The sequence below is a fragment of the Aquabacterium sp. G14 genome, from assembly GCF_037482285.1.
Taxonomy (GTDB): domain Bacteria; phylum Pseudomonadota; class Gammaproteobacteria; order Burkholderiales; family Burkholderiaceae_C; genus Aquabacterium.
In genome coordinates, this window is sequence record NZ_JBBEYB010000008.1 from 38,350 (window position 1) to 63,837 (window position 25,488).

Sequence of the window (25,488 nt, forward strand, 5' to 3'; positions counted from 1 at the left end):
CATGTCCCTCAACCCCCGGATCACCCAATGGCAAGGCCGCGTCGTGTGGCTCGTCGGTGCTTCGAGCGGCATCGGTGAGGCCACAGCCCGCGCCCTGCATGCGGCCGGCGCCCGCGTGGTCGTCTCGGCCCGCTCTGCGGAGCCCCTGACGCGCTTTTCAGCCGCCCACCCCGGCAGCATCGCCTTGCCGCTGGATGTGACCGACCGTGCCGACGTCGCGCGCGCCACACAGACGGTGCTCGACCAGACCGGCCGCATCGACCTGGTGATGTACTGCGCCGGGCATTACCGCCCCATGCGCGCCACCGCCTTCGATCTGGACGATGCCCTGCGCCACCAGCAGGTCAACGTGACCGGCGCCCTCTACCTGCTCGATGCCGTGCTGCCCGTGCTGCAGCGCCAGGGCCACGGCCACCTCAGTCTGGTGGCCAGCGTGGCCGGTTACCGGGGCCTGCCCCAGTCGCTGGCCTATGGCCCCACCAAGGCGGCGCTGCAAAACCTGGCCGACACGCTCTACATCGATCTGCACGACACTGGCATTGGCGTGTCGGTGGTCAACCCCGGCTTTGTGGCCACCCCGCTGACGGCGCAAAACCAGTTCGCCATGCCCGCCCTGCTGACGCCCGATCAGGCCGCGCAGGCCATCTTGAAAGGCTGGGCGCGCGGCGCGTTCGAAATCCACTTTCCACGCCGTTTCACCTGGTGGCTCAAGCTGATGCGCCACCTGCCCGACACGCTCTACTTTGCCCTGGTGCGCCGCGCCACCGGTTTGTGAGACCCTTGCCATGCCCTTCGCTCCCCTCACACCGGACATGACCTCTGCCGCCACCTCGGCCACCACGCTCACACCTGGGCAGGCAACCGTCGCCATCGACCCGCGCACCGCCCGTGTCGCCGCCTTCTTCGAGTCCATCAGCCAGGCCAGCCTGGGCACACTGAGCAGCGTCTACAGCGAGCATGCGCGCTTCAAAGACCCGTTCAACGACGTGACTGGGCTGCCCGGCATCCAGCGCGTGTTCGCCCACATGTTCGAGACGGTGCAGAACCCGCGCTTCGTCGTCCACCACACCATGACCCAGGGCGAACACGCCTGGTTGACCTGGGACTTCCTGATCGACCGGCCCGAGGGCACCCTCACGGTTCACGGCGCCACGCAGCTGACCTTCGCGCCCGACGGCCGAGTCAGCGTGCACCGCGACTACTGGGACACCGCCGAGGAGCTGTACGCCAAATTGCCAGTGATCGGTGTTCTGGTGCGCTGGCTGACCCGCAAGCTGTCGTCCACCGCGTGAAGCCGGGCACGGTTTTGGTGCAATGTGTTGGCACAATGTCAGCTTGACGCATTGACCCAGAAGTATCGCCATGCAGCTCACCCCCTGGACCCACACCGGCCGTGAAGGCTTCCCCCTGCGTGGCTGGCACACGGCCCCCAGCGGCAAGCCCGTGATCCACTTCCTGCATGGCAACGGCTTTTGCGCGCGCACCTACGAGCCCATGCTGCAGCACCTGTCGCATGACTTCGACCTGTGGCTGTGCGACATCCAGGGCCATGGCGACAGCGACCACGGCGGCCGTTTCGTCGGTTGGAACCGCAATGCCGAACTCGCCATCGAGGCCTTCAAAACCCACGGCCAGCCCCAGTTTGGCAACGTGCCGCACTTCGGTCTGGGCCACAGCCTGGGTGGTGTGCTGACCGGTTTGGCGATGGGTGAGCACCGCAAGCTGTTCCAGCGCGCGGTGCTGCTCGATCCCGTGCTGTTCTCACCCGCCATGATGCTGGGCGTGGCCGTGGCCACCCTCACCGGCACCGCCCGTCTGTCGCCCCTGGCGCGCAGCGCCCGTGCGCGCCGCCACCATTGGGCCAACCGCGGCGAGGCCTATGAGCAACTGCGTCACCGCGGCGTCTACAAGACGTGGACGGCCGAAGCCCTCCATGCCTTCGTGCGCCACGCCATGAAGGACGCCCCGGACGGCGGCGTGGAGTTGAAGTGCCAGCCATCCCGCGAGGCCGAAGTCTTCTCCTCGGCGCCTGAGCGCCTGTGGACCTTGATGGGCCGCATTGAAACGCCCACGCTGGTGATCCACGCCGACCACACCTTCCCCTTTGTGCTGGAAGGCGCTGCCCGCCTGCGTCGGATCAACCGACAGGTACAAACGCAGCAGGTCAGTGGCACGCACTGCTTCATGCTGGAGCAACCGGCCAACACCGCGGCCCTGGTCAAGTCGTTTCTGCTGTCGGCTTGATCGCTGACGATCAGGACACTGGGGCAGGCTGCGACACCGGCACCGGCTCCACCGCCATGGCCGGTAAACGCCCCACCAAAATCTTGTAGGTGTCCTTGTCAAAGGCGGGTTGCCCTTGCTGCAACAGCGCCTGCACCTCGTCGGGCGTGCGTGCCGTGCCCAGGTAACACCAGGCATCCAGCACGTGCCAGGCATCGCCCTCGCGCACCTGCACTGGGCCCCCATAAGGCCACACCTGCACCTGCCAGTCCGCCAGCACACTGCGCAAGCGGGCCGAATGGCGCCCCCACGACTCCGCGCCCACACACGCCCCACTGCAGCGGCGCAACTGATAGGCAAAGCAAGGCCGCCCGGCCGAAGTCTTCTCCAGCCCCAAGGTCGCCAGGCACAGTTGCGCCTCCTCGGCAATCTCGCGCAGGGTTTTCAGCGCATCACGCTGGCTACCGAACAGCCCGTACACGGCATCCTGACGGCCCCAATCCAGATCGCGCGCCCACGCCAGCTCAGGCAGGTAGCCGCCTTCGCCGTCGCGTTCGGTGGGCAGCAGACGCCAGGTGCACAGCTCGTCGCTGCGGCGCAAGCGCCGGTTGTGGATGGGCTGCCAGCGCTTGATCAGCTGCGCTTCCAGCAGCAAGGCGCCCATCTCGCCCGGTGTCTCGATCCACTCCAGACGGCGAATCTGCTGCGACAGGCTCATCTCCTTCGCCAACCGATGGTCCGCACTGAAGTGCGACAAAACCCGCTGGCGCAGCTTGTTGGCCTTACCGATGTAGATGGGCACCGCGCCCTCGCCATAAAACAGGTACACGCCATGGCGCTCGGGCAGCTCATCGAGCAGGGCCCGGTCCAGGTGCGTCGGCCAACTGCTGTGACCGGTCAACACGCCCACCGCCTCTTGCAACTGCGAGGCGGGCACCTGCTGCATCAGAATCTGCCAGAACTGCCACAACACCGCCGCATCCGCCAATGCCCGATGGCGAGCCGGCATGTGCAACTGGTGACGCTCGATCAGCGCATCCAGACTGTGCTTGCTGAACTGCGGGAACAGCTTGCGCGACAGCTTCACCGTGCACAGCACCGTGGCCTTGAAGTCCACGCCCACGCGCTTGAACTCGTTCTTCAAAAAGCCATAGTCAAAGCGCGCGTTGTGCGCCACGAATAAGCGGCCGTGCAGCCGCATCAGCACTTCTTCGGCCAGTTCCTCGAACGTCGGCGCCCCGGCCACCATCTCATCGGTGATCCCCGTGAGGTTCTGGATGAACGGCGGGATCGTCGTCTGCGGATTGACCAGGCTCGACCACTCCCGCACCTCGCCCTCTTCGTTCACCTCGACGATGCCGATCTCGGTGATGCGGTCCACCGTACCGGTGGCACCGGTGGTCTCCAGGTCCACAAAGACCATGGGTTCAAATAACTTCTCAGGCATCAGGCGGCGGAGGATTTTTGCAAGGCTTGCCACGCCGGGCTCGCCACCATGGCGTTCAGGGCCTCGGTGGCACGGGCGAAATCATAGTGCTCCACGGCACTGCCCAAGTCCCGCGCATGCTCCGGCAAATAGCTGATCAGCATCGGTGCGACGCGCTCATACGCATCGGCCGCATCCAGGTCATCGGTGGCCAGCAAGGCTCTCAACTCGGTCAAACCAGCCTCCAAGACGGCCCAATCCAGCGGCACCCGGTTCACGACCGAGGGCGCTGGCACCAGGGCCTGCGTGGCCCGGACTGCATCCTGCAAAAGCACCTCCAGCTGAGATAGGGCCTGCAACACCGGCTGCACATTGGCGTCATGCTGCCTGAGCAACTGCTCCACCGCCTGAGCCTCACGCTGCAACGTCACCCAACCCAGCACTCCGGCGACACCCTTGAGGGTGTGCACACGACGCTCGGCTGTCACCCAGTCCTGCTGCGCCAGGTCGGCGCGAACCTTGTCCATGTCGGCAGCATGATCGTCGGCAAACCGCAGCAACAGCTTGCGCAACTGCGCCACCTTGCCGCGGCAACTGCGCAAACCCACATCCAGCGCCAGGCCGGGGATGGCACGCAAGGGCGCCAGCTCGGCCACGTCGTCATGCGTCAGGTCGGCTTGCGAGGGGCTCCGCTCCTCGGCCTGAACCGCTTGTGGCAGCCAGGTGGCCAAAGCGCGCGTCAACTGCGCCGGATCCACCGGCTTGGGAATGTGGTCGTTCATGCCCACCCCCAAGGCTTCGGCCCGGTCTTCGCTGAAAGCGTTTGCCGTCATCGCCAGAATCGGCGTTTGCGCGTACGCCGGCAAAGCGCGAATGCGCCGCGCCGCCTCCAGCCCATCCATCACTGGCATCTGGATGTCCATCAAGATCAGTTCGTACCCGCTCTGCTCGGTGCAACGCTGCACCGCCACGGCACCATCGCCAGCCAGATCCACGACAAAGCCCATGTCTTCCAGCAAGGAAACGGCCACCTCCTGATTCAGGGCGTTGTCCTCGACCAGCAACAAGCGATGCCCCGGCTGAAAGCGGACCACGGCATCTGGGGCCGAGGGCGCCTCGCTGTGCATCAAGGCATGCCCCCAACTGCGGGCAATCGCATCGTTGAGCGTCGCTGACATCACGGGCTTGGGAATGAAGGCCGAGAAACTGCCGTCTTCCAGATCCTCTGCAGGACACCCACTGCTGCCACTCACCAGGATGCAGGCGGGCTGCAGGCGCAAATCCAGCTTGCGCAAGGCATGACAGGTCTCTGTGCCATTCATGCCCGGCATCTGCCAATCGGTGAAGACCAACTGATACGGATCACCCATGCTGTCCGCAGCGGCCACACGCTCCAACGCCAAGGCTCCCCGGTCCACCGCATCGGCGCGGGCGCCCATGTCGGTCAGCATGTCGACCAGCAGGGCGCGTGCCTCCTCCATGTCGTCCACCACCAGCACGCGGGTACGGGGAGGCAGCACATTGACGGCAGGCATGACCGACTGCACCCCCACCCCGAAAGGCGCATCGATCCAGAACACACTGCCCTGGCCTTCGGTGCTCTCGACCCCAACGTGTCCCCCCATCAGGTCGGCCAGACGTCGGGTGATCGCCAGCCCCAGGCCCGTGCCCCCATAGGTGCGCGTGGTCGACACGTCAGCTTGCTGGAAAGCCGTGAACAGCTTGGCCTGTTGAGCCTCGCTCAGCCCAATGCCGGTGTCGCGCACCTCGAAGCGCACCCACACCTGCTCGCCCTCTTCCCGCAGCACGCGGCCGCTGAGCACCACGGTCCCACGCTCGGTGAACTTCACCGCATTGCTCATGAAGTTGACCAGCACCTGTCCGAGGCGCACGCCATCGCCATGCAACACCGGGGGCACGCCGCCTAGGCGCACCACCAACTCCAAACCCTTGGCCTCGACCTTGTCCGTCACCATCGACGTGACGTTGCTCACCATGCGCTCCACCTCGAAGTCGGTGGGGTCCAGCGTCATCTTTCCGGCCTCGATCTTGGAGAAATCCAGGATGTCGTTGATGACCGAGAGCAGGTGCATTGCAGCCCCCGAGACCTTGTCGAGTTGCTGCAACTGGCGCGTGCTCAAAGGTTCGCGGCGCATCAGGTGCGTCAAACCGATGATGGCGTTCATCGGTGTGCGGATCTCATGGCTCATGTTGGCCAGGAAGGAGCTCTTGGCCCGGTTGGCGCTTTCGGCCTGCTCCTTGGCTTGTTGCAGGAGCTCCGCCGCGCGGTGTTCCTCGGTGATGTCTTCGATGATGGCCAGCAAGGTCCCATCGTCCGGATCCAACCTCGCACCCCGCATGCGCGCCCAGAACAGCGAGCCGTCGCAACGCTTGAGCTGCTCCTCCCGCTGGTGTGACACCCCGGTCTGCATCAACTCTCGCACCAACTCGGCGCCATGCACATTGGCCGAATCGTCGGGATACCAGCTCAGCGCCGAAGTCCCCACCATGCTGCCCTCGGGCGCCCCGAAGATCTCTTCAAGCTTGTGGTTGCAACGCACCACACGCCGATCCTTCATCACGGCCATGCCCACCGTGGCCGCGTTGAAAACGGTCGTCAACTCGTCGTAAAGCTGCTTGAGCGTCACCGACTGTGCTGCCAGCTCTCGGCTGGTCTCTTCCAGCTTCAGCGTGCGCTGCCTGACCAAATTCTCCAATTCATCGCGGTAGCGCAACAACTCGCGCTCGGTGCGTTTGCGCTCTGTGATGTCCACCCACACTGCGGTCAGGCACTGCTTGCCCTGCACCACCAGCGGCTTCATCGAGATCCAGAACTCCCGGACCTCACCATGACGTGTCAGGCGCTGATTCTCGAACTCACGCCCTCCCTCGGCCAGGATGCTGGCCACGATGTCATCCACCTCCTGACGCGTCAAACGTGCCTGGATGTCATAGAGCGTCAGGGACGCGAAGTCTTCTTGCGTGTATCCCAGCGCATCCGAAGCGGCCTGGTTGAAGCTGATGAAACCGAGGGTGGCATGGTCCACCAACAGGATGCCGATGGGCGCCTGGTTCACGATGGTGGAGAACAGCTCCTCGCGCTCGCGCAAGGCCTCCTGGACCTGGTGTTCAGCAGTGACATCGCGCCCGACGCCCAACACCCCCATGAACTGTCCACGGGCATCGTGGATGGCCGTCTTGGTCACTTGAATCAGCGATCGACGCCCATCGGCGCCCACATGCCACCTGGGCGGCACCACCAGATGCCCTTGTGTCTTGGCCAGATACTCTTCGTGCACGATCTGCTTGGCCATTTCCTCAGGCAGCAGTTGATGGTCACGGTGACCAATCACAGCCTCGCGATCACGCTGCAAGAAAGCCAGGAAGCGTGCGTTGACCACCTGATACAGGCCCTCGGCGTCCTTGAGCCACACCATGTCGGGCATGCCTTGAACCAGCGCATCCAGCTGGCTGCGCTCAGCCTCGAGTGCCTCCCGGTTGCGCACAGCTTCAGCCCGCGCTTCCCGAAAGGCCAACACCGCCTGCGCCATCTCACTCAACACCGAAGGGCGCCCCCGGGCCATCTCGCTCACGGCAGCCAAACTGGCATCATCACCCTGCTGCCCTTGCGCCAGATGGTTCAAGCTACCGGCCACGTGTTGCAGCCTGCGCGCCAGCCAAATCGCGGTGGCCAACCACCCCAGCACCAGCACCAGCGTGAAGCCCACCATCACCCGGCTTTGGAGGTCGTGAAATTCACGCAGCTTCTGCTCGGACTTCTGACTGTTGTCCATCGCATGCTGGGTCCACACCAAACCAATCCGGGTGGATACCACCGCGAAGCGCGCCTAGTGCTCCGCCGCCACCACCTGCTTCTCCTGAGCCACCTTCAGGTCGATGCTCAGCAGGTCGGTGCTCATCAGCACAAACCGCTTGAAGCCCATAAAGGCCTCTCGGCCGGTCTGAATCTCCTCAGGACTCAACCGCTGCCCGTGGTCCACCAGCACCTGTTGCACGCGGCGCTCCAGACCCGCAACGCGCTCCACCAGTTCCACATGGATCCGATACGCTGCGGCCTCATCGATTTCGCCACGCCGCGCACGCGCCAACGCGTCCAGCAGACTTTGCTGGATCTGCCACAACTCGTAGCGAATCTCCATGGCCTCCTTGGCCAGCCTGAGGTCCTGCGCCACGCTCTGGCTCGTTTGGGACTGCTCCTGACGCGCAAACTCCGCCGCCACGAAGCTGAGCCCAGCGCCCAGCATCAGCGCCAGCGCCATGGGCACAAACAAAATGACCACAAAGCGACTGCGGCGCATCCAGTGCGGTGAAAGCCAGTTCTTCACACCTGCCCTCGTCTCAAGGCCCCAGCAAGGTGGGCCACAGCGTTGGAGGCACGCTGGCCACATAGCTGAACTGGCCCTGCCCCTGCGGACGGATGACCACCACCGTGCCTTCTGGCCGCACGAAATAACCGATCAGGTCCGCCATATTGGGGGCATGGGCCACGATCACTCGATTGCTGCCCTGTGGCACCGGTTCAGACAGCCAACGGCGTGTGGTCTGCAAGATCGGCTGCTTTTCAGCCATTGTCAGGTTGGCCGTGTAACGCAACCCGTCCACCTGTCGCACGCCACCGGGCTGATCGGGAAACGCCAACATCGCCGAGTCACGCGCTCGGCACAAAGGGCTGTGCAGCACCTCCGCCACCGGAATGCCCGCCTGACGGATGTACTGTCCCACCCTCGCGGCCAACCGCCGCCCACTCTCGTCGAGCACACGCTGGCGGCTGCAATCCTTGAAGTCACCCAAAGGCACCAGATCGGAGCGGCTGTTGTCGGTGGTGCCATGGCGCATGTAAAGAACATACCCGCCCTGGCGCAGCTGCGACAACAGCGCCGGCGTGGCCATCTGTTCCACAAACTTTGGCGAGGCTTCTGTGGGACGCCCGCTCGACGGGCCCTGCGCCTGCACTGCGCCCACCCACCCGGCACAGGCCAGCACCGTCAAACACCACGCGAATCGCCCACCGAGGCCCTTCATCCTTTGGCCCCGCTGATCTCACCCACATCTTCCGGGTGTTCATCCTTGAAACACTCGGCGATCTCGTGAAAGCGGTCCAGATGCTCCAAGAACGCATCAGCCACATCCGGGTCAAAATGCCGCCCACGCCCCTCCTGCATGATTTGCAGCACCCGGTCTGCAGCGAAGGGTTCCTTGTAAGGCCGACGAGAGATCAGGGCATCGAACACATCCGCCACGGCCATCAGGCGTGCGGGCAGCGGAATGGCATCGCCCTGCAGTCCCTGGGGGTAGCCACTGCCGTCCCACTTTTCATGATGCCCCCCCGCGATCTGGCAGACCACGTCCAGAAAATCCAGCGACGAATCCCCAACATCGTCTTCCGCGCTCAGACCACGCTGTGCACGCGCAGCACGCACCTGCATGATCGATTCACCCACTGCCTGCGCGCCGATCATCGCGTGCGTCTTCATCACCTCAAACTCCTCCGGCGTCAGCTTGCCGGGTTTGAGCAAGATCGCATCGGGAATGCCCACCTTGCCGATGTCATGCAGCGGGGCCGCCTTGATCACTCGGCGGCAATAAGCCTCGTCGGCGAACTCGGCCTGAAAACGCGGGTGCTCACGCAGCAGTTCAATCAACAGCGCCACATAGCCTTGCGTGCGGTGCAGGTGGTTGCCGGTTTCGTTGTCGCGCTTTTCCGCCAAGGCGGCCAAGGCATGCAGACTCACATCCTTGATCAACTCGTTTTCGGCCATGCGCCGGTGCACTTCGGCATCCAGGTAGGCGTTCTGGTCGGCCAGCCAATCACGGGCTTTCTTCAGCTCCAACTGCGCCTTCACCCGAGCGAGCAGCAAGGCGGGCTTGATGGGCTTGGTGACGTAGTCCACCGCCCCCAGACTCAGACCCAGTTCCTCGTCGGTATCGGCCGCCAGTGCCGTCACGAAAATGACCGGGATGTCATGCGATACAGGCTGCTGGCGCAAGGCCTTCAAGACCTCATAGCCGTCCATATCGGGCATCATCACGTCCAGCAGGATCAGATCAGGGCGCGGCGCAACCTCCACCGCCTGCAAGGCCCGCGCGCCCGAATTGGCCACACGCACGTGGTAATAAGGGCGCAGCAACTGTCCGATGACCGTGAGGTTCTCCTTGGTGTCATCGACCACCAGCACTGTCACGCGATCCATCGTCGGATCAACCGTCTCCATGGCTTCACCTGTTCAGAGATGTGAAGTGCTCTTCCGAGAACTCGGGACACAGCATGGAAACAGTCTAACGAGAATCAATTCACATCAGGTGGGAAGAAGTTGATTTGGATCAGCCCAAAATACCCCGGTCAGTAGCTCGGTCAGCCGTTCCGGACCCATCCGGAAGCCGCATGCCTGAGGGTGCCCCCCACCCCCCATGGATTCAGCCAGTGGAATGGCATTGAACGTGGGCACGGCACGCAACCCCACTTTCACCGTACCATCCTTCGACACGCTCCACAGCAGCGCGAAGCTGCCACACTCGGCCGACAGCATGTTGCCCACCTCGCTGGTGAAGGCGCCTGGGCAATTCACCATCACACCGGCCTGACCATTGAAGGTCAAGGGGGCGGCCCCTTGGGCAATGTCACGGCACAGGCTGAGAAACTTCTCGTTCATGGCCTGACCACGCTGACCAAACTCGGCCACCTGAGCCGGCGTGAACGCGGCAATCTCAGCCCACCGCGGGAACTCATTGGGCTCCAGATCAAGCGCCGACAAAAATGGCGCGCTTTCCGGAAAGGCCCATGTCCACAGATCGCGGTCCTGCACATAACGGATCAGGTCGGGCACCGATTGCTCCGGGAAAAAGAACTTCCATGACAGCATCGCGCCCGACTGCGTCATGTCGAAATGCACCGCACCGCAACGGCACTGGAAACGTCCGATCTTGTCGGCGGCGCTTTGATGGTGATCCAGCAGCACGAGCTTGGATGCGCGCTCGTCGATGCCCTGCATCAGCCCCTCTTCAAAAGAGAAATCCAGGATGTAGACCGCACGCCCGTCCAGCGGCGGCAGATCGTCCAGCGTGGTGACTTTGCCATGACTCACTCCGAGGTACTCGCCCTGCCCTTCGAAATACAGCCAGGCGGCCAAGGCGGCCCCAAAACCATCGGGACACTTGCCGTGGTAGATGACGAGCGGATTGGGGTCGGTCTTGGAGGGCTGGGCTGCCAAACCGGGGAGAGAAGTGAAAAGGCCAGTGGTCACAGGATGCAGGGGCGCCAACAGGCACCGTTGGGATCAAACCCATGATGGTACGGCAGGGGCGACGTGTTGACTGCCTCATTTCGCAGCAAACCAGGGCTCGTCCCAGGGGGAGATCGCATTGCCCCCGCCTTGCCAACAAACTTATCCACAGGAAACGGGGACAACTTGCTGCACTGCACTCAACTACTGCCCCACCGCTCGGCTTCTCAGCCTAAAATTGCATATTGCAGCGCAACATTACTTTTTGTTTCCTTCTCCATGCCGGTCACGTCCACCCGACGCATCCACATCGCCCAACAGTTCATCCGCTTCGGCTTCGGTGAACACGTGGACGAGAATGCGCCGTTCTATTCCAACCAGTTCCTGACCCAGGAACTCACCACCACCGAGGTTCAAGCGGTGCTGACCATCGTCCAGCGCTACAACGCCTTTTATGGGGTGACGGTGGCGGGCGCGGTCGGGCGTTTTCGTGGGCGCGTGCGTGGCTGGAAGTTTGGTCGCGCCGACGCGCCCATGCTGGTCGTCACGCTGCCTTACTGGACGCACCAGATCGAGGAAATCCCCCAGGGTGCACCGGTCGGCAAACCCATCTCGGACGAGGACAACCAAGCTTTGGTAGCAGAGTTGCGCCAGTTGTTCATGACCGAACTGGATGCCAACCGCTTCGAGCCGCTGGACGACACCGGCCACGTGTTCGCCGCCCACTGGGGCTGAAACACCGCACATCCAGGGTTCTCACCGACAACTCCGCCCTCATTCCGTCACCGAAATGGCGTAGTCTGAGGCGTATGTGTGCAAACTACCGCCCAGTCAGCGACAAAGCTCGGCTCCAGGATCACTTTGGTGCCCCCGTCCCGACAGACGCCAACTGGCCTGAAGAGGTCCGTTCCATGGGCCTGGCCCCGGCCGTCCGCCTGCGCGATGAAGAGGCCCCTCCACGTCGGGAGGTGTTCCTGGCACAGTTTGGCCTCATGCCATTCTGGGCCAAGGACCCGACCGTAGCCCGGCGCACGTACAACGCCCGCAGCGAAACCGCCGACACCAAGCCCAACTTCCGCGACGCCTGGCGTCGCGGCCATCGTTGCATCATTCCGGCGGAATGTCTCTACCTGCCCCGCTACGACGAGACTGGCAAGGCCACTCGCTGGCAACTGTCACGCACCGACGGCGCGCCCATGGGCATCGCAGGACTCTGGAGCCTGGGGTGGTCGCACAACGGCGCCCCGGTGCCCTCTTTTGCCATGCTCACAGTGAATGCCGAAGAGCACCCCTTGCTGCGTACCTTCCACAGGCCGGAAGACGAGAAGCGCATGGTGGTCATCCTTCCAGAGTCTGATTACGAAAAGTGGTTGAACTGCCCCGCAGAAGCCATGCAGGGCATGATGACGCGGTATCCTGCGGCCTCGCTGACTGCCGAACCCGCACCAGGTGCGCCGGCACGGTTGACGGCGATCTCCACTGAATCCTGCACATCGACATGACCGACACCACCCCCGCACAAGCCCCCGCCCTGCCCGACCACCTGTCCATCGATCCCCGCAGCCCTCACCATGTGGCCGAGGTATTCCAGCACGACATCGGCATCCGCTTCAACGACAAGGAACGCTTTGACGTCGAGGAGTACTGCATCAGTGAAGGCTGGGTGAAGGTGCCCGCGGGCAAGAAGGTCGACCGCAAGGGCCGACCTCTGCTGATCAAGCTCAAGGGCAAGGTTGAAGCCTTCTACAAGTAAGCCCGTATGAGCATCGTCGTCTATTGGCTCAGCCAGGGTCGCCCGCATTGCGAAACCTTCAGCGACGATCAGCTGCTGGCGGCGCTCTCCTTCTCCGAAGCGAGACGCAAAGACAAGGATGCGCAAGGCCAGCCCCTCAACAGCCATGTGGTCACCCACTCGGAACTCGGTGACTGCGTGAGCAAACCTGGGGTGAGTGACGAATTGCCAGCCGACTACAGCTGGACCAAATCCCACCGTGGCGGCCCTCCGGCGCCGGAAGGCCAGCCCAAAACCCTGGGTTGATCCCCCTTCAAGGCCGTTTCGCAACACGGAAGGGGCTGCTAGCATCGAATGATGCGCGCCAACGCCCCCCTGCACGTTCACGTGTCCACGCTGTTCATGGTGCTGATCCTCACTGTCGGCACCTTGCTGGGGCTCGTCGGTTACCGCATGGCCGATCACCTGATCACCTCGGTGTCTCAGGATCTGGCGCAGCGCATCAGCCGCGAAACGTCCTCTGAACTGCGCCAGCTCACCGAGCCCGCCCAGACCGCCCTGCACTTGCTGCAGTTCGACCCGCTGGCAGGCACCACACAGTATGAGCAACGCATGGCTCGGCTGCCCTTGATCAAGGCCGCGCTGGATCACACCCCTGCATCGGCATCGATCTCCCTGGGTTTCCCGACGGGCGACTACTTCTTCGTACGTCGACTGCGAGACGCCCAAGAGCGCCAGCAGTTTCAAGCCCCGGCGAGCGCCGCTTACATGGTGCGCAGCATCGAACGCACAGGCGGCACACCCCGCGGGCGTCAGGTGTACCTGAACGACCGGCTGCAAATCATCCACGCCTTGTCGGTGCCCGATTACGCACGCAGCTTCGATCCACGCAGCCGCAGCTGGTACCGTCAGGCGCTCAACACGAACGACGTTCACCTGACCGACCCGTACCTGTTCTACACCGATCGGCAGGTGGGCATCACCCTGTCGCGCCAATCTCGCCATGCGAGCGGCACGGTCATTGCCCTGGACATCCAGTTGCGCACCATCGGGGCCAGTCTGGCGCGCCAAAAGCTCACGCCCAGCTCACAGTTGGCGTTGATCAATGCCAAGGGCGAGGTCTTCGCCCACGAAAACTCTTTCATCGTGCCACGGGGGGGCACGTACGATCACCCCGCGCTGACGCCGCTGTCGCGCTTCGGCATCCCGGTGTTCAATGCCCTCAGCCAGAAGCTCTCCCTGAGTGAAGTCCCTGCCACCGGCACGCTGCAACAGGTGATTCGTCTCCCCGATGGCGACTGGCAGGTCACGCTCAACACCTTGCCCATGTTGGGCAACACCAGCCTGCTGCTCATCAATGCCGTGCCGCGCCACGAATTGCTGGCCGTGGTCTATGACGAGGGTCGCACAGCCATCATCGCCGCGCTGCTGATCATCCTGGGCGCCATCTTGCTGGCGTGGCGTTTTGCACGGGGGATCTCTCGCCCCCTGAGCGGCCTGGCCAAGGAGGCCGAAGCCATCCGCCACTTCGACTTTGGACAAGCCGTCCCGCTCAAGTCCTATGTGCTGGAGGTCAACACGCTGGCGCACAGCGTCGGGCTGATGAAGCGCACCATCCGGCAATTCCTGGAGATCAGCTCGGCCATTTCCGGTGAGAAGAACTTCGAACGCCTGCTACCCCGGCTGCTGGACGACACCGTGACGGCGGTGGACGCTGCCGCCGGGATTCTCTACCTGCGTGCCGATGGCAAACTCAAGCCAGCGTGTGCGCGTGGCGTCGACGGTCTCGCCTTTGACACAGACGCCTTGGCCAAACTGCACAAGCTTGCCCTGCCTGCGGACGACCCAGCGTCGACACCTCCGCCGCAGGGACAAGAGACGCCCCTGCTCGGCCAGGCCGTGCGCCAAGGTCGCGTGGTATCCGGCGCCTTGCAACCCGTGGACCTCCTGACGGTGGGCTTGTCGGAGCTGGACGCCCCGCGCTGGCCGCCACATGCCATGGCCGTGCCCCTGCTCAACCGTCAGCGTGAATTGGTGGGGGCCATGCTCATCCTCTCTGAAACCCCCAATGAGACCGACCGTGCGTCGTTCTTGGGCGCCCTGTCTGGCACAGCTGCCGTGAGCCTCGAAGCCCAGGCGCTGATCAACGACCAAAAGGCTCTGTTCGATGCCTTCATTCAGCTGATCGCCAACGCCATCGACACCAAGAGCGCCTACACCGGTGGGCACTGCGCCCGCGTCCCCGAACTCACCCGCATGTTGGCCGAAGCCGCCTGCCAGGCACAAGAAGGGCCTTACCAATCTTTCCGACTCAACGACGAAGGCTGGGAGACCCTGCGCATGGCAGCCTGGCTGCATGACTGCGGCAAGATCACCACGCCGGAGTATGTGGTCGACAAAGCCACCAAGCTGGAGACCCTCTACAACCGCATCCACGAGGTGCGCATGCGTTTCGAAGTCCTCAAACGGGATGCCGAAATCGCATGCCTGCAAGCCATCCAACAAGGCGCCGATGAGGCAAGCAGTCGCCAGCAACTGGCCAAGACCCTCGGCGAACTAGACGATGACTTCGCGTTCGTGGCGCGCTGCAATCTGGGCAGCGAAGCCATGGCACCCGAAGACCTGCAACGCCTGCTCGAGATTTCTCAGCGAACCTGGCAGCGCACCCTGGACGACCGACTGGGACTGTCGTGGGAGGAGTTGCAACGACATCCGCAGGACGTCTCCCTGCCTCTGCCGACGAGCGAGTATGTGCTGGCCGACAAGCTGCAGCATCGCATTGAGCGGCCCCAGCACGACCAGATGCCCAAAGAAAGCCGCTGGGGCTTCCGCATGGCCGAGCCCAAACTGCTCTACAACCAGGGTGAGTTGTACAACCTGCGTCTCGGCTACGGCACCTTGACAGAAGAAGAGCGGTTCAAAATCAACCAGCACATCGTGCAGACCGAGGTGATGCTGCGCCAGTTGCCCTTCCCGCCTTACCTGAACCGGGTGCCCGAGATTGCAGCCGGGCACCATGAAAAACTGGACGGCACGGGCTACCCGAAGGGTCTGCATCAGGATCAACTCCGGCCCGAAACCCGGATGCTCGCGATTGCCGACATTTTCGAGGCCCTCACCGCCTCCGACCGCCCCTACAAGAAGGGCAAGAAACTGTCAGAGGCGGTCGCCATCCTGCATCGGATGAGCCAGCGAGGCCACATCGACCCCGACCTGTTCGCGCTGTTCCTGTCGTCCGGGGTCTACCAGGCCTACGCACAGCGCTTCATGGCACCCGCACAGATCGACGAGGTGCCTGTGGCGCAGTACGTCAGCTCTCAGGTTCAGCGTGCGCCCTGAGCGGCACGCACGCGGGCCAATTCTTCGGCATAGGCCGGGCCCGAGCGCAACGCCTGATACTGTGCGAAAGCTTGCTGATACTCGTCAGAGTTGAAGTTGTAGCCAGGCGTGGCGAGCATCTGATCGAGGCCCACGCGGTGCCACAAGTTGAAATCGGCCACGACCTCAGCGCGGGTCAGCGCTTGCGGGCGGCTTGTCACGGCCTCGGCGGCCTGCGCGACGCCAGCCTGGGCAACGCCAGCGACCAGAGCCAAAGAAACCAGTGCGGAACGGAGGGTGTTTGCGTATGTCATGAGATTTACCTTTCGTGAGCTGTCCGGAAGGACATGAAGCTCATTCTGGCGAGGCTGGTAAAATTATGGAAATCGATTGAACGGATAAATGTCATGCACGAAATCGATATCAACTACAGCGATTTCCGCAAGCTCGACCTGAACCTGCTGGTGGCCTTCGATGCCTTGCTGAGCGAGCGCCATGTCGGCCGCGCGGCCGAGCGCCTGTTCATCGGTCAGCCCGCGATGAGCCACGCCCTCGCCCGCCTGCGCACCCTGTTTGACGACGAACTGTTCGTGCGCACCGGCAAGCGCATGGAGCCCACCGATCTGGCGCTGGCCCTGGGCCCGCGCGTGCGCGCCTGGCTGCAGGAAGGCGCCGACTTTCTGCTGCGCGAAGAGGCCTTCGACCCCGCCCGCGCCGAAGGCCTGGTCCGCCTGTCCATCCCGGACGGCCTGGAGGCCCTGATCCTGCCGCCCCTGCTGGCCCGCCTGCGCACCGAAGCGCCCGGCCTGGGTCTGCGCGTGCAACCCCTGGCCGTGGAGCACCTACCCCAGGCCCTGGACGACGATGACGTGGACCTCGCCGTCGTCGCCGTGGACCTGCCCCTGCGCAGCTGGCACCGACGCACAGAATGGCTGCGCTGCGGCTTCAACTGCCTCTACGCCCCGGCCCACCTGCAACTGCCTCCCTCGCCCACCCTGGCCGACCTGGCGGCCTGCGACCATGTGGTCAGCAGTTACCGCGGCGACGCCACCAGCGCGCTCGACCAGCTCTTCGCCGCCCACGGCCTGAGCCGGCACGTGGTGGCCTCGCTGGCCAGCATGGCCTCCATCATGGGCACGCTGCGGCAATCCCCGCTGCTGACCATCCAGCCCGATCTGCCACTCGCTCACCTGCTGGACATGGACGGGCTCACCAGCATCCCGCTGCGCAGCGAGCCGCCCGTCGAGATCAGCATCGGCGGGGTCTGGCACCATCGCCACGACCGCGACGCGCGCCATCGCTACATCCGCGAACGCATGGGCAGTGTGGTGCGGGGGTTGAAGGCGCCGGGCGGGCAAGACCCTGAGCTGGGCGAGAATGCGCGGCATGAAACGACTTGCCCCCAGAAGGCCTCACAGCCACCGCTCTGAGCACCCCACCCAACTCGCCCCCACCCCATCCCCGACAGGGAGCGCACCATGCTGAGCGTGCTGGCCGTGGTGGTCTCTCTGGCCCTGCTCATGTGGCTGGCCTACCGGGGCGTGACCGTCTTGCTGCTCGCGCCGCTGATGGGCGCCCTGGCGGTGCTGCTGTCGGGCGAGGCGCGCTGGCTGCTGCCGCTGTACACCGACACCTTCATGAGCGCGCTGGGCAGCTACGTGCTGCAGTACCTGCCGCTGTTCTTGCTGGGGGCGCTGTTCGGCCGGCTGATGGCCGACTCGGGCGCGGCCAGCACCCTGGCGCGCTGGATCGTGCGCACCCTGGGCGAGCGGCATGCCATCCTGACCGTCGTGCTGGCCTGTGCGCTGCTCACCTACGGCGGCGTGTCGCTGTTCGTGGTGGCCTTCGCCATCTACCCCATTGCGCGCAACCTGTTCGAAGCCGCTGACATTCCCAAGCGCCTGGTGCCTGCCACCATCGCGCTGGGCGCGTTCACCTTCACGATGACGGCCCTGCCGGGCTCACCCGCCATCCAGAACGCCATCCCCATCCCCTACTTCGGCACCAACGGTTTCGCGGCACCGGGCCTGGGCCTGCTGGCCGCAGCCGTGATGCTGGGCGGCGGCATGGCGTGGTTGCTGCGCCGCGCTGCCTCCGCCCGCACCGCTGGCGAAGGCTATGGGCACCACGACGAAGGCGATGACAGCCGCGCCAACCCCACACCCGCCCAGGCCGCGGCCGAGGCCGCGCGCCATGCCGAGGTGCCGCTGGCGCTGGCCCTCCTGCCCCTGGTGCTGGTCGTGGGCGTCAACGCGCTCTTCACCTACCTGGTGTTTCCTGCGCTCGATCTGTCCTTCATGGCCGAGCGCTACGCCACGCTGGACCCAAGCCGCGTCACCGGCCTGTGGTCGCTGCTCATCGCCTTGCTGGTCGCCTGCACCACGCTGGTCGTGACCCGACTGGGGCACTGGCACGACCTCAAGCACACGCTCAACCAGGGCGTGTTCGGCTTCATGCTGCCGCTCTTCAACACGGCGTCCGAGGTGGGCTATGGCGCCGTCATCGCCTCGCTGGCGGGCTTCGGCCTGATCCGTGACGCCGTGCTGCGCGTCTCGGACAACCCCCTGGTCTCCGAGGCCATCGCCATGAACGTGCTGGCCGGCATCACCGGCTCGTCGTCCGGCGGGCTGAGCATCGCCCTGCAAACGCTCGGCAAGGATTACCTGGCCATGGCCGAGGCCGCAGCCATCAGCCCGGAGTTGCTGCACCGCGTGGCCGTCATGGCCGCAGGCGGCATGGACACGCTGCCCCATTGCGGCGCCATCATCACCCTGCTGGCCATCTGCAAGCTCAACCACCGTCAGTCCTATGCCGACATCGCGGCCGTGACCATGCTGTTCCCGCTGCCCGCCCTGGTGCTGGTCATCGCACTGGGGACGGTGTTCGGAAGTTTCTGACGATCACGCCAGCGACACAACGCTGTCTGGCCAGGTACTGGGGGTCATGTCGGCCAAGGCCGCCGCCATCGCCTGCCTCAGCGCGTCATGGGTGGCCGGTGGCGCGGCCGTCGCGGCATCGCCCCGCCACAGGGCCTGCAGGTGCTGGGCTGATGCGCGCAACACGCCGCGCAGCCCGGCCCCGTTCTCCTGCGCCGCCCGCATCTCAGATTCGGCCAGCAGGTGCAGGAAGGTCCGCACGACGACCGCTTCGTCGTGCCTGCCCTCCCCTTCATGGGCCACAGCAATCTCCAGCCACTCCACCACCCAGTCGCCCAGGCCCATGCGGCGCAGGCCTTCATAGGTGCTCGGCCACTCTTCTTCGGGCGTGATGCGCAGCCATTCGCACACGCCCAGTGGCGTGAGCCCGGTGTAGTGGTCGGACTCCGTCCAGTGGCGTGCGTCACTCCGATCCAGCGTTTCGCGCTGAGCGCGAAGGCCGGCGACGGTGCCCACAGGGCGCGCAATGGACATGCGATGCCCGGCAGGGCGACTGGCCGATCGCCACAAAGCGGGTGTTGAAGGGATGTCCGCACCCAGCCTCGCAAACCGGATCCCGGTGTCAGATGCCACGGTACTGCTTGCCACGATGAGCCCCATGCCGCCCCAGCCCGCCGGCACCATGTGCGCCACCTTGTGCAGGGCGGGCATGTCGATCGCCTTGTCGGCGTCAGCCCGCTCGTGCACCAGCAGGAAGTTGGTATGGTCTGTCACCAACTGGTAGTTCACGGCCAACGCGGCCGCGAGGGCGGCTGCGATCTGGTGTTCGGCGTGTGGCACGTTCTGAATCCGCACCGACGCCACCAGGCGCGACACCGTATCGGTTTCCGTGAGCGATGCGGGCAAGGTGGCGCGGCTGATCTCCTGCGGCTCGGCGCGTCCATCGACGCAGCCCAGCAGGCGCACCTCACCGGTGGCCTGATGCGAGAGCAAGGCATACACGCTCACGGCATCCCCATCGAACACAGACGCCGGCAGCGGCGAGACCCACAGTGGCGCCACGTCTTGCGGCCATTCCAGCCTCAAGTCCGAAAGCCGCGACGAACGCAAACGCGCGAACATCCGCAACACGGCGGGCTCCACGGCTTCACCCGGCGCCACGAAGTCACAGGCGCCCCCCGTGGCTTCGGCCAGCCGACGCAGGTGCGATTCGGCCGGGCTGCTGCCAATGCCCACCACGAACACGCGATGCCCCGAGGCTTGCGCCGACGCCAGGGTGGCGTCGATGGCGCTGATCTGCCCGTCGGTCACCAGCAGCACATCACTGCGGGCATCTTGAGCGATCTGAAAGGTCGAAGCCAGTGCGGCCTCCATCTCGGTGCCGCCCAGATCGGCCTCCAACGCACCCACCCAGCGTTGCGCGGCCAGCCGGGTGGTCTCGGTGGTCTTCCACAAACCGCGCGAGCGGTGCTGCACCGTGCTGCCGAACCGCGACAGCGCAAAACGGTCGTGGGCCCCCAACTGCTGGACGATGGCCTGCAGCGCGCGTTTGCCCGCCGCGATGCTGTCACCGGCCATCGACCCCGAACAATCGACGAGGATCTTGACCGCCATGCCGCTGGCATCTTTGGGCGGCAGGTGGGGGCAGAAGCTGGCCAGCACGGCCACCCCCTCGGGCTCGACCTGATCGCGTGCGGCGATCGCCAGCGAGTCATGCGCCAGTTGATCGACCACCAGCAGGAAGTCGCGGTCCAGGTACGCCGTGCGCGCCAATGAAACAGTCAAGACCTGCTGGGCATCGACCTGCCCCAAGGCCACGGCAATGGGGTGGCTGGGTGATGCGACGCGGGACTGCGCCAGCTCACCGTGCAAATGAACCGTGAGCGCCAACGGATGCTCGACCGTCAGGCTGTGGCCGGGCACCTGATGCGGCATCAAGCCCCCCGCCTTCTCGGCATCGCCATAACGAGGGGCGATCACGGTGGGAATCATCAGCCGCAGGCTTTGCTGCTCGAACTGCAGCGTCTGCGCATAACGCAGTGTGATGCTGCAGCGCTCACCTGCGGCCAGGTTGCCCAGGTTCAGGCTGTAGCTGTGATCGCGGTTGCGCTCCAGCATGATGGCGGCATCGCCGTCGGCCAGCGCGTCTTCATAGCGTGCCTCGGCCTGCCGCTTCGCCACCACGGCCCCCGTGAGGGCCCGCTCACCCAGCACCACCTCCACCCCCAGCAACACCTCGCCCCAAGGCAAGGGAAAGCTGTAAACCAGCTCCAGCGGGTGGTCGGTCGGGTTGACGAAGCGCTGCTCGACACAGGCCTCCAGGATCACGCCTCGCAAATGGCCGGTGAACGTGACGCCCAGCAGGGCCACCGAATCACCCGCACGCGTCGTCAGCCGTGCGTGCTCGTGCCCCTGCTCCAGCGACGATCCGATCAACTTATTGCGCTTGCCCATCTTGGCTCTCCTCCTGATGTGTGTGGGTGGCCCCCTCGCCCTGAACCTGCGCAAAAGCTGCCATCACCGCCCGGGTGAACTGGCGCACCTGCTCAGGCGACAAACCCGCCAGGCCAGGGTCGATGACGACCTCGATGCCAGCGGCCACCATCAGGTGGCTGCGCACCGACACCGACCCCACGGCGGGTGCGCGCGGGGCCACGGGGGCTGCGCCGCCATGCAGCAACTCGCGGATGCGCTCAAGCGAGAGCCCGGCCGCCGTCCACTTCTTGATGAGCAGCAGTTGCTCCAGGTGGGTGGCGCCATAGCGTGCCGCGCGAGTCTCGCCTTGCGGGCGGTCCACCAGGCCGATCTGCACGTAGTAGCGCACGGTGCGCGGCGGCAAATCGGCCAGCACGCACAACTCCGCCAAGGCGTAACTGGGTGCGGGAGGCTGGGAAGGGGTGTGCATGCCGCAATTAAATCAGCACAACTGATTTAATGCAACTGTCTAAATGTGCAAGCCTGCGCGAAAAGCCTTAGGATGGGCGCATGACCATCCTGCTCATCCTCACCCCCCTGGCCTTGGCGATGACTTTGCCGGCTCTGGTTCGCAGGGCACTGCGGCAGGGGCATCGAGAGGCGGTCAGGTTGATGCGCCGCGCCGGGTAGCCAGCGCCTCCCCGATCAACGCCAGTCCAGCGGACGCCCCCAAGGGCAGGCCCACGTCCCAGCGCGTCGGCACCTCACTCTCATTGGGATTGATGCGAATCAGTCGTCCGCCGTGCTGGTGGATCACACGGTGGCTGAAATGCCGCACCGACGGAATCGTGGTGCCCGCTCCCAACTCGATCACGACGGGTCGCTCGACAGATGCCAACCACTGGCTCAAGCGATGCTCCTGGGCTGCGCTGCGCTGATCGACCCAACCCCAATCGTCGAACATCAGCACATTGGGCCGGGCCAGCCCGCCGCAACGCGGACACACAGGTGGCACGCTCAGCAGCCGGCAGTGCTGCGCATCCACGTCTGGCTGGAAATCGTCGGCCACCCAGATGTGGTCACAGCAAGGCGCCAGGCACTGAAGGTGGTGGATGGAGCCATGGCACTCGTAGAGCCGTGCGGGATCGAAACCCGCTTTCTGAAACTGCCCATCGACGTTGCTGGTGAACACCGCCAAACCATGCGGCAGCTCCGCGCCCCAGCGCTGCAGCAGCTCAAAGCCGGCATGGGGCACGGTCTTGCGGTACAGGTCGAGGCGATGCCCGTAGAAGCCCCAAGCCAACTCAGGCGAGGCGCGAAACGCCTCCGGCGAGGCGATGCGGTAGAAGTCCATCCCCGCCTGACGCAAAGCAGGATAGGCACGCCAAAAGCCTTCCTTGCCACGGAAGTCCGGCAAGCCTGAGTCGATGCCCATGCCCGCGCCTGCGGCAACGATGAGCGCGTCGGCCTGGTCGATCAACGCGGCCGCAAGTTCGACCGCTTCGGACAGATCAGGAGGATGGCTTCTGGCTTCATGCATAGGGAGTGAGTCTTGAGGAATGTCACGCACGCATCACCATGAATCGCCTTACATCGGCCCCAGAAACAACAAAGGCCACCCTTGCGAGGCGGCCTAAGTCGTTGATTTTATTGGTGCCGGAGAAAGGAATCGAACCCTCGACCTTCTCATTACGAATGAGCTGCTCTACCGACTGAGCTACACCGGCTTCCAAGCCCAACATTATAGCTCGGTTTCAGGACATTAACTCACATCCCCAGCACCTCGACACCATCGTGCATTCACGGCGCCACGCACACCCGGTTGCGCCCGGTCTGCTTGGCCTCATACATGGCCTGGTCTGCACGGTTGATCAGGTACTGGTAGTCCGGATGACCGTCGTACACCGCCACACCCACGCTGATCGTCACCTGCAGCTTGCGCCCCATGCTCACCAAAAACTCATTGGTCTCGAAGCGGTGGCGCAGCGTTTCGGCAATCCGGCAAGCGACCTGTGGATCAATCTCCACCAGCATCACCAGCATCTCCTCCCCACCGTAACGGAACACGAAATCGCCGTTGCGCACCGAGTTCAGCACCAGCATCGCGGCCTGCTGCAGCACAATGTCGCCCGCTTCGTGGCCATACTGGTCATTGATGTGCTTGAAGTGGTCCACGTCAATCATCAGCATCGCAAACTGCGTGTGCCGTTCCGTTGCCACCTTGATCTCGCGCGACAACACCGATGGCAGGAAGCGACGGTTCAACAGGCGTGTCAGCGTGTCGCGGCCGTTTTCCACCTCCAACTGGCGCTCGAACAAGGCGCTCAGCTGGAACTTCAGGTTGTCCAGCTCGGTCTGCAAGGTCATGATGAGCGCCTGCAATTGGCGCAAGGCATCCTCACCATCCTGGGGTGCGCACATCTGCGGCAAGATGGTTTCATCCACCCGCTCCATGATCTCGGCGATCAGCTCCACCTCGGGTGCACCTTCGAACATCGCGCTGGCCTTGTGGTGGAACCACAGACCAAACTCGGAACGTGACAGTGCCGGCAGCACCGCGGGCTGAGGCAAACGGTGCAACATGAACAGCACCTCCTGCCCCCACTCCAGCAAGACAGATCGCTGCTTTTCGCGCTCCACCGACATGTTCTGGCCCAATGAGAACAAGCGGTAGGCCTCGTCATTGCGGGCACTGCGCTGGGTGTTGCGCTGGTAGGCTTCCGACATCAGTTCCAGCGCGAGGTCCATCAATTGGCCCGCATACGCCTGGGCTTCACGCAGCAACGCCTCTGACGCACCGCTCACAACCAGTTGGTTGTTCAGCACGTGCTTGAGCAAGCGTGCACCCCGTGCCACCAGGTGAATCGGCAGGTGGATGCGGGCATGGACCTCGCCCACATGGCGCTGGTGCGCGACCACCGTGGCAGCCTCCTGCGGAGGATCGGCGTAGATCTCCTGCACCCACCGCATCATCGAGGCATGCAAGCGGTCGTGCACCACGTTGTTGGTCAAAAAGGGCGCCGCCTGAGGATGCCGCTCCATCGTCGCGTAGAAGGCATCGGCCAGCAAGGCTGCGTCACGGTGGGCCACATCGGCCAGCAGGCGGCGGCAATCGGCGCTGGCCGATTGCACAAGGGTGTTCCAATCAAGTTCAGGCATACAAGCGCCGCTCACAGCAACATCAAAAAAGCCCGCCGAAGCGGGCCATGCACAGGTCGCCTCGAGGCTTACTGCGCTTCACGGTGGTACGCCGTCACGCGCTCCACCTCGTTCTTCGAACCCAGCACCACCGACACGCGCTCGTGCAGGCTCGTCGGCTGGATCTCCATGATGCGTTGCACGCCATTGGTGGCAGCGCCACCGGCCTGTTCCACCAGGAAGCTCATCGGGTTGGCTTCGTACATCAGGCGCAGCTTGCCCGGCTTGCCCGGCTCACGCTTGTCCCAGGGGTACATGAAGATGCCGCCACGGGTCAAGATGCGGTGCACGTCGGCCACCATCGCGGCCACCCAGCGCATGTTGAAGTCCTTGCCGCGAGGACCTTCCTTGCCCTGGAGGCACTCGTCGATGTAACGCTTGACCGGCGCAGCCCAGTGGCGCATGTTCGACATGTTGATGGCGAACTCCTTGGTGTCTTCCGGAATGCGCACGTTGTCGTCCGTCATGATCCAGGCGCCCATCTCACGGTCGAGCGTGAACACCACCACGCCCTGGCCCACGGTCAGCACCAGCGTGGTCTGCGGGCCGTATACGCAGTAGCCAGCGCAGACCTGAGCGGTGCCAGGCTGCAGGAAACTGTCGTTGGTGACCTCACCACCCTGATGCTTGAGCACCGAGAAGATGGTGCCAATGCTCACGTTGATGTCGATGTTGCTCGAGCCGTCCAGGGGATCGAACAGCAGCAGGTATTCGCCCTGCGGGTAGCGATTGGGCACCGCCACCATGTCATCCATTTCCTCGGAGGCCATGCCAGCCAAGTGGCCGCCCCACTCGTTGGCCTCGATCAGCACCTCGTTGGCGATGATGTCGAGCTTTTTCTGGACTTCGCCCTGCACGTTCTCGCTGCCAGCGGTGCCCAGGACTTCACCCAGGGCGCCCTTGCTGACGCTGATGGCGATGCGCTTACAGGCGCGGGCCACGACTTCGATGAGCAGACGCAGCTGCGACGGAATCTGGGCCTCGCCCCGCTGTTGCTCGATCAGGTACTGCGTGAGGCTGATACGTTTGGTCATGATGATCAGATGAATAAGAAAATGG

At 64.3% G+C, this 25,488-nt stretch carries 22 protein-coding genes and 1 tRNA gene; 10 read left to right on the plus strand and 13 right to left on the minus strand.

Going from position 1 to position 25,488, the window contains the following annotated elements; genetic code table 11:
* The first annotated feature begins 1 nt into the window (after position 1).
* The 3 genes from WIT60_RS10150 to WIT60_RS10160 all read left to right on the plus strand — a co-directional run bounded on the left by WIT60_RS10150 (position 2) and on the right by WIT60_RS10160 (position 2,244).
* Positions 2 to 775, plus strand: a complete 774-nt coding sequence (locus WIT60_RS10150) for an SDR family NAD(P)-dependent oxidoreductase (protein WP_339583816.1) — start codon at positions 2 to 4, stop codon at positions 773 to 775.
* Between the two features lie 10 nt (positions 776 to 785).
* Positions 786 to 1,292, plus strand: coding sequence for a nuclear transport factor 2 family protein (locus WIT60_RS10155; RefSeq protein WP_339583817.1), 507 nt, complete (start codon positions 786 to 788; stop codon positions 1,290 to 1,292).
* A gap of 70 nt (positions 1,293 to 1,362) precedes the next feature.
* On the plus strand, positions 1,363 to 2,244 hold the full coding sequence (locus WIT60_RS10160; protein ID WP_339583818.1) for an alpha/beta fold hydrolase: 882 nt from the start codon (positions 1,363 to 1,365) through the stop codon (positions 2,242 to 2,244).
* 10 nt (positions 2,245 to 2,254) lie between these two features.
* Here the strand turns inward: WIT60_RS10160 and WIT60_RS10165 are convergent, their stop codons facing one another.
* The 6 genes from WIT60_RS10165 to WIT60_RS10190 all read right to left on the minus strand — a co-directional run bounded on the left by WIT60_RS10165 (position 2,255) and on the right by WIT60_RS10190 (position 10,911).
* Entirely contained in the window at positions 2,255 to 3,670 is a 1,416-nt protein-coding gene (locus WIT60_RS10165) for a 3'-5' exonuclease family protein (protein ID WP_339583819.1), read from the minus strand.
* Positions 3,670 to 7,443, minus strand: coding sequence for a response regulator (locus WIT60_RS10170; protein ID WP_339583820.1), 3,774 nt, complete (start codon positions 7,441 to 7,443; stop codon positions 3,670 to 3,672). Before WIT60_RS10170 ends, WIT60_RS10165 begins: the two co-directional genes overlap by 1 nt.
* Before the next feature lie 54 nt (positions 7,444 to 7,497).
* Positions 7,498 to 7,995: an RNA polymerase sigma factor RpoD gene (locus WIT60_RS10175; RefSeq protein ID WP_339583821.1), complete on the minus strand. Its 498-nt coding sequence runs from the start codon at positions 7,993 to 7,995 to the stop codon at positions 7,498 to 7,500.
* Between the two features lie 13 nt (positions 7,996 to 8,008).
* Positions 8,009 to 8,560, minus strand: coding sequence for a histidine phosphatase family protein (locus tag WIT60_RS10180; RefSeq protein WP_339583822.1), 552 nt, complete (start codon positions 8,558 to 8,560; stop codon positions 8,009 to 8,011).
* A 128-nt stretch (positions 8,561 to 8,688) separates the two neighbouring features.
* Positions 8,689 to 9,882 (minus strand): response regulator, encoded by a 1,194-nt coding sequence (locus tag WIT60_RS10185; RefSeq protein ID WP_339583823.1) that lies wholly within the window; start codon positions 9,880 to 9,882, stop codon positions 8,689 to 8,691.
* An 84-nt stretch (positions 9,883 to 9,966) separates the two neighbouring features.
* Complete coding sequence (locus WIT60_RS10190) at positions 9,967 to 10,911, minus strand: DHH family phosphoesterase (protein WP_339583824.1); 945 nt, start codon at positions 10,909 to 10,911, stop codon at positions 9,967 to 9,969.
* Between the two features lie 258 nt (positions 10,912 to 11,169).
* Here WIT60_RS10190 and WIT60_RS10195 point away from each other — a divergent pair, with 258 nt between their 5' ends.
* The 5 genes from WIT60_RS10195 to WIT60_RS10215 all read left to right on the plus strand — a co-directional run bounded on the left by WIT60_RS10195 (position 11,170) and on the right by WIT60_RS10215 (position 15,961).
* Positions 11,170 to 11,625, plus strand: coding sequence for a hypothetical protein (locus WIT60_RS10195; RefSeq protein ID WP_339583825.1), 456 nt, complete (start codon positions 11,170 to 11,172; stop codon positions 11,623 to 11,625).
* Positions 11,626 to 11,699: 74 nt separating this feature from the next.
* Positions 11,700 to 12,392 (plus strand): SOS response-associated peptidase, encoded by a 693-nt coding sequence (locus WIT60_RS10200; protein ID WP_339583826.1) that lies wholly within the window; start codon positions 11,700 to 11,702, stop codon positions 12,390 to 12,392.
* Positions 12,389 to 12,643: a DUF3297 family protein gene (locus WIT60_RS10205; protein ID WP_339583827.1), complete on the plus strand. Its 255-nt coding sequence runs from the start codon at positions 12,389 to 12,391 to the stop codon at positions 12,641 to 12,643. Before WIT60_RS10200 ends, WIT60_RS10205 begins: the two co-directional genes overlap by 4 nt.
* Positions 12,644 to 12,649: 6 nt before the next feature.
* Entirely contained in the window at positions 12,650 to 12,928 is a 279-nt protein-coding gene (locus tag WIT60_RS10210; RefSeq protein ID WP_339583828.1) for a hypothetical protein, read from the plus strand.
* A 51-nt stretch (positions 12,929 to 12,979) separates the two neighbouring features.
* Positions 12,980 to 15,961, plus strand: a complete 2,982-nt coding sequence (locus WIT60_RS10215) for an HD domain-containing phosphohydrolase (RefSeq protein ID WP_339583829.1) — start codon at positions 12,980 to 12,982, stop codon at positions 15,959 to 15,961.
* On the opposite strand, the gene WIT60_RS10220 is transcribed toward WIT60_RS10215, so the two are convergent.
* Entirely contained in the window at positions 15,946 to 16,254 is a 309-nt protein-coding gene (locus WIT60_RS10220) for a DUF4148 domain-containing protein (protein ID WP_339583830.1), read from the minus strand. The genes WIT60_RS10215 and WIT60_RS10220 overlap by 16 nt on opposite strands.
* A gap of 93 nt (positions 16,255 to 16,347) precedes the next feature.
* Between WIT60_RS10220 and WIT60_RS10225 the strand changes: the two genes are divergently transcribed.
* Complete coding sequence (locus WIT60_RS10225) at positions 16,348 to 17,370, plus strand: LysR family transcriptional regulator (protein ID WP_339583831.1); 1,023 nt, start codon at positions 16,348 to 16,350, stop codon at positions 17,368 to 17,370.
* Between the two features lie 48 nt (positions 17,371 to 17,418).
* A complete protein-coding gene (locus WIT60_RS10230; protein ID WP_339583832.1) occupies positions 17,419 to 18,837 on the plus strand; it encodes a GntP family permease in 1,419 nt (472 codons plus the stop codon).
* A 3-nt stretch (positions 18,838 to 18,840) separates the two neighbouring features.
* On the opposite strand, the gene WIT60_RS10235 is transcribed toward WIT60_RS10230, so the two are convergent.
* The 6 genes from WIT60_RS10235 to WIT60_RS10260 all read right to left on the minus strand — a co-directional run bounded on the left by WIT60_RS10235 (position 18,841) and on the right by WIT60_RS10260 (position 25,463).
* Positions 18,841 to 21,270, minus strand: coding sequence for a vWA domain-containing protein (locus tag WIT60_RS10235; RefSeq protein ID WP_339583833.1), 2,430 nt, complete (start codon positions 21,268 to 21,270; stop codon positions 18,841 to 18,843).
* The gene (locus tag WIT60_RS10240; protein ID WP_339583834.1) at positions 21,254 to 21,721 is read right to left on the minus strand and encodes a helix-turn-helix domain-containing protein; all 468 of its coding nucleotides are present in this window, start codon (positions 21,719 to 21,721) and stop codon (positions 21,254 to 21,256) included. Before WIT60_RS10240 ends, WIT60_RS10235 begins: the two co-directional genes overlap by 17 nt.
* Positions 21,722 to 21,895: 174 nt before the next feature.
* Positions 21,896 to 22,771, minus strand: a complete 876-nt coding sequence (locus WIT60_RS10245) for an SIR2 family NAD-dependent protein deacylase (protein WP_339583835.1) — start codon at positions 22,769 to 22,771, stop codon at positions 21,896 to 21,898.
* A gap of 111 nt (positions 22,772 to 22,882) precedes the next feature.
* Positions 22,883 to 22,958, minus strand: a tRNA-Thr gene (locus WIT60_RS10250).
* A gap of 73 nt (positions 22,959 to 23,031) precedes the next feature.
* Complete coding sequence (locus tag WIT60_RS10255) at positions 23,032 to 24,390, minus strand: GGDEF domain-containing protein (RefSeq protein ID WP_339583836.1); 1,359 nt, start codon at positions 24,388 to 24,390, stop codon at positions 23,032 to 23,034.
* 68 nt (positions 24,391 to 24,458) lie between these two features.
* The gene (locus tag WIT60_RS10260) at positions 24,459 to 25,463 is read right to left on the minus strand and encodes a class 1 fructose-bisphosphatase (RefSeq protein WP_339583837.1); all 1,005 of its coding nucleotides are present in this window, start codon (positions 25,461 to 25,463) and stop codon (positions 24,459 to 24,461) included.
* Between the last annotated feature and the right edge of the window lie 25 nt (positions 25,464 to 25,488).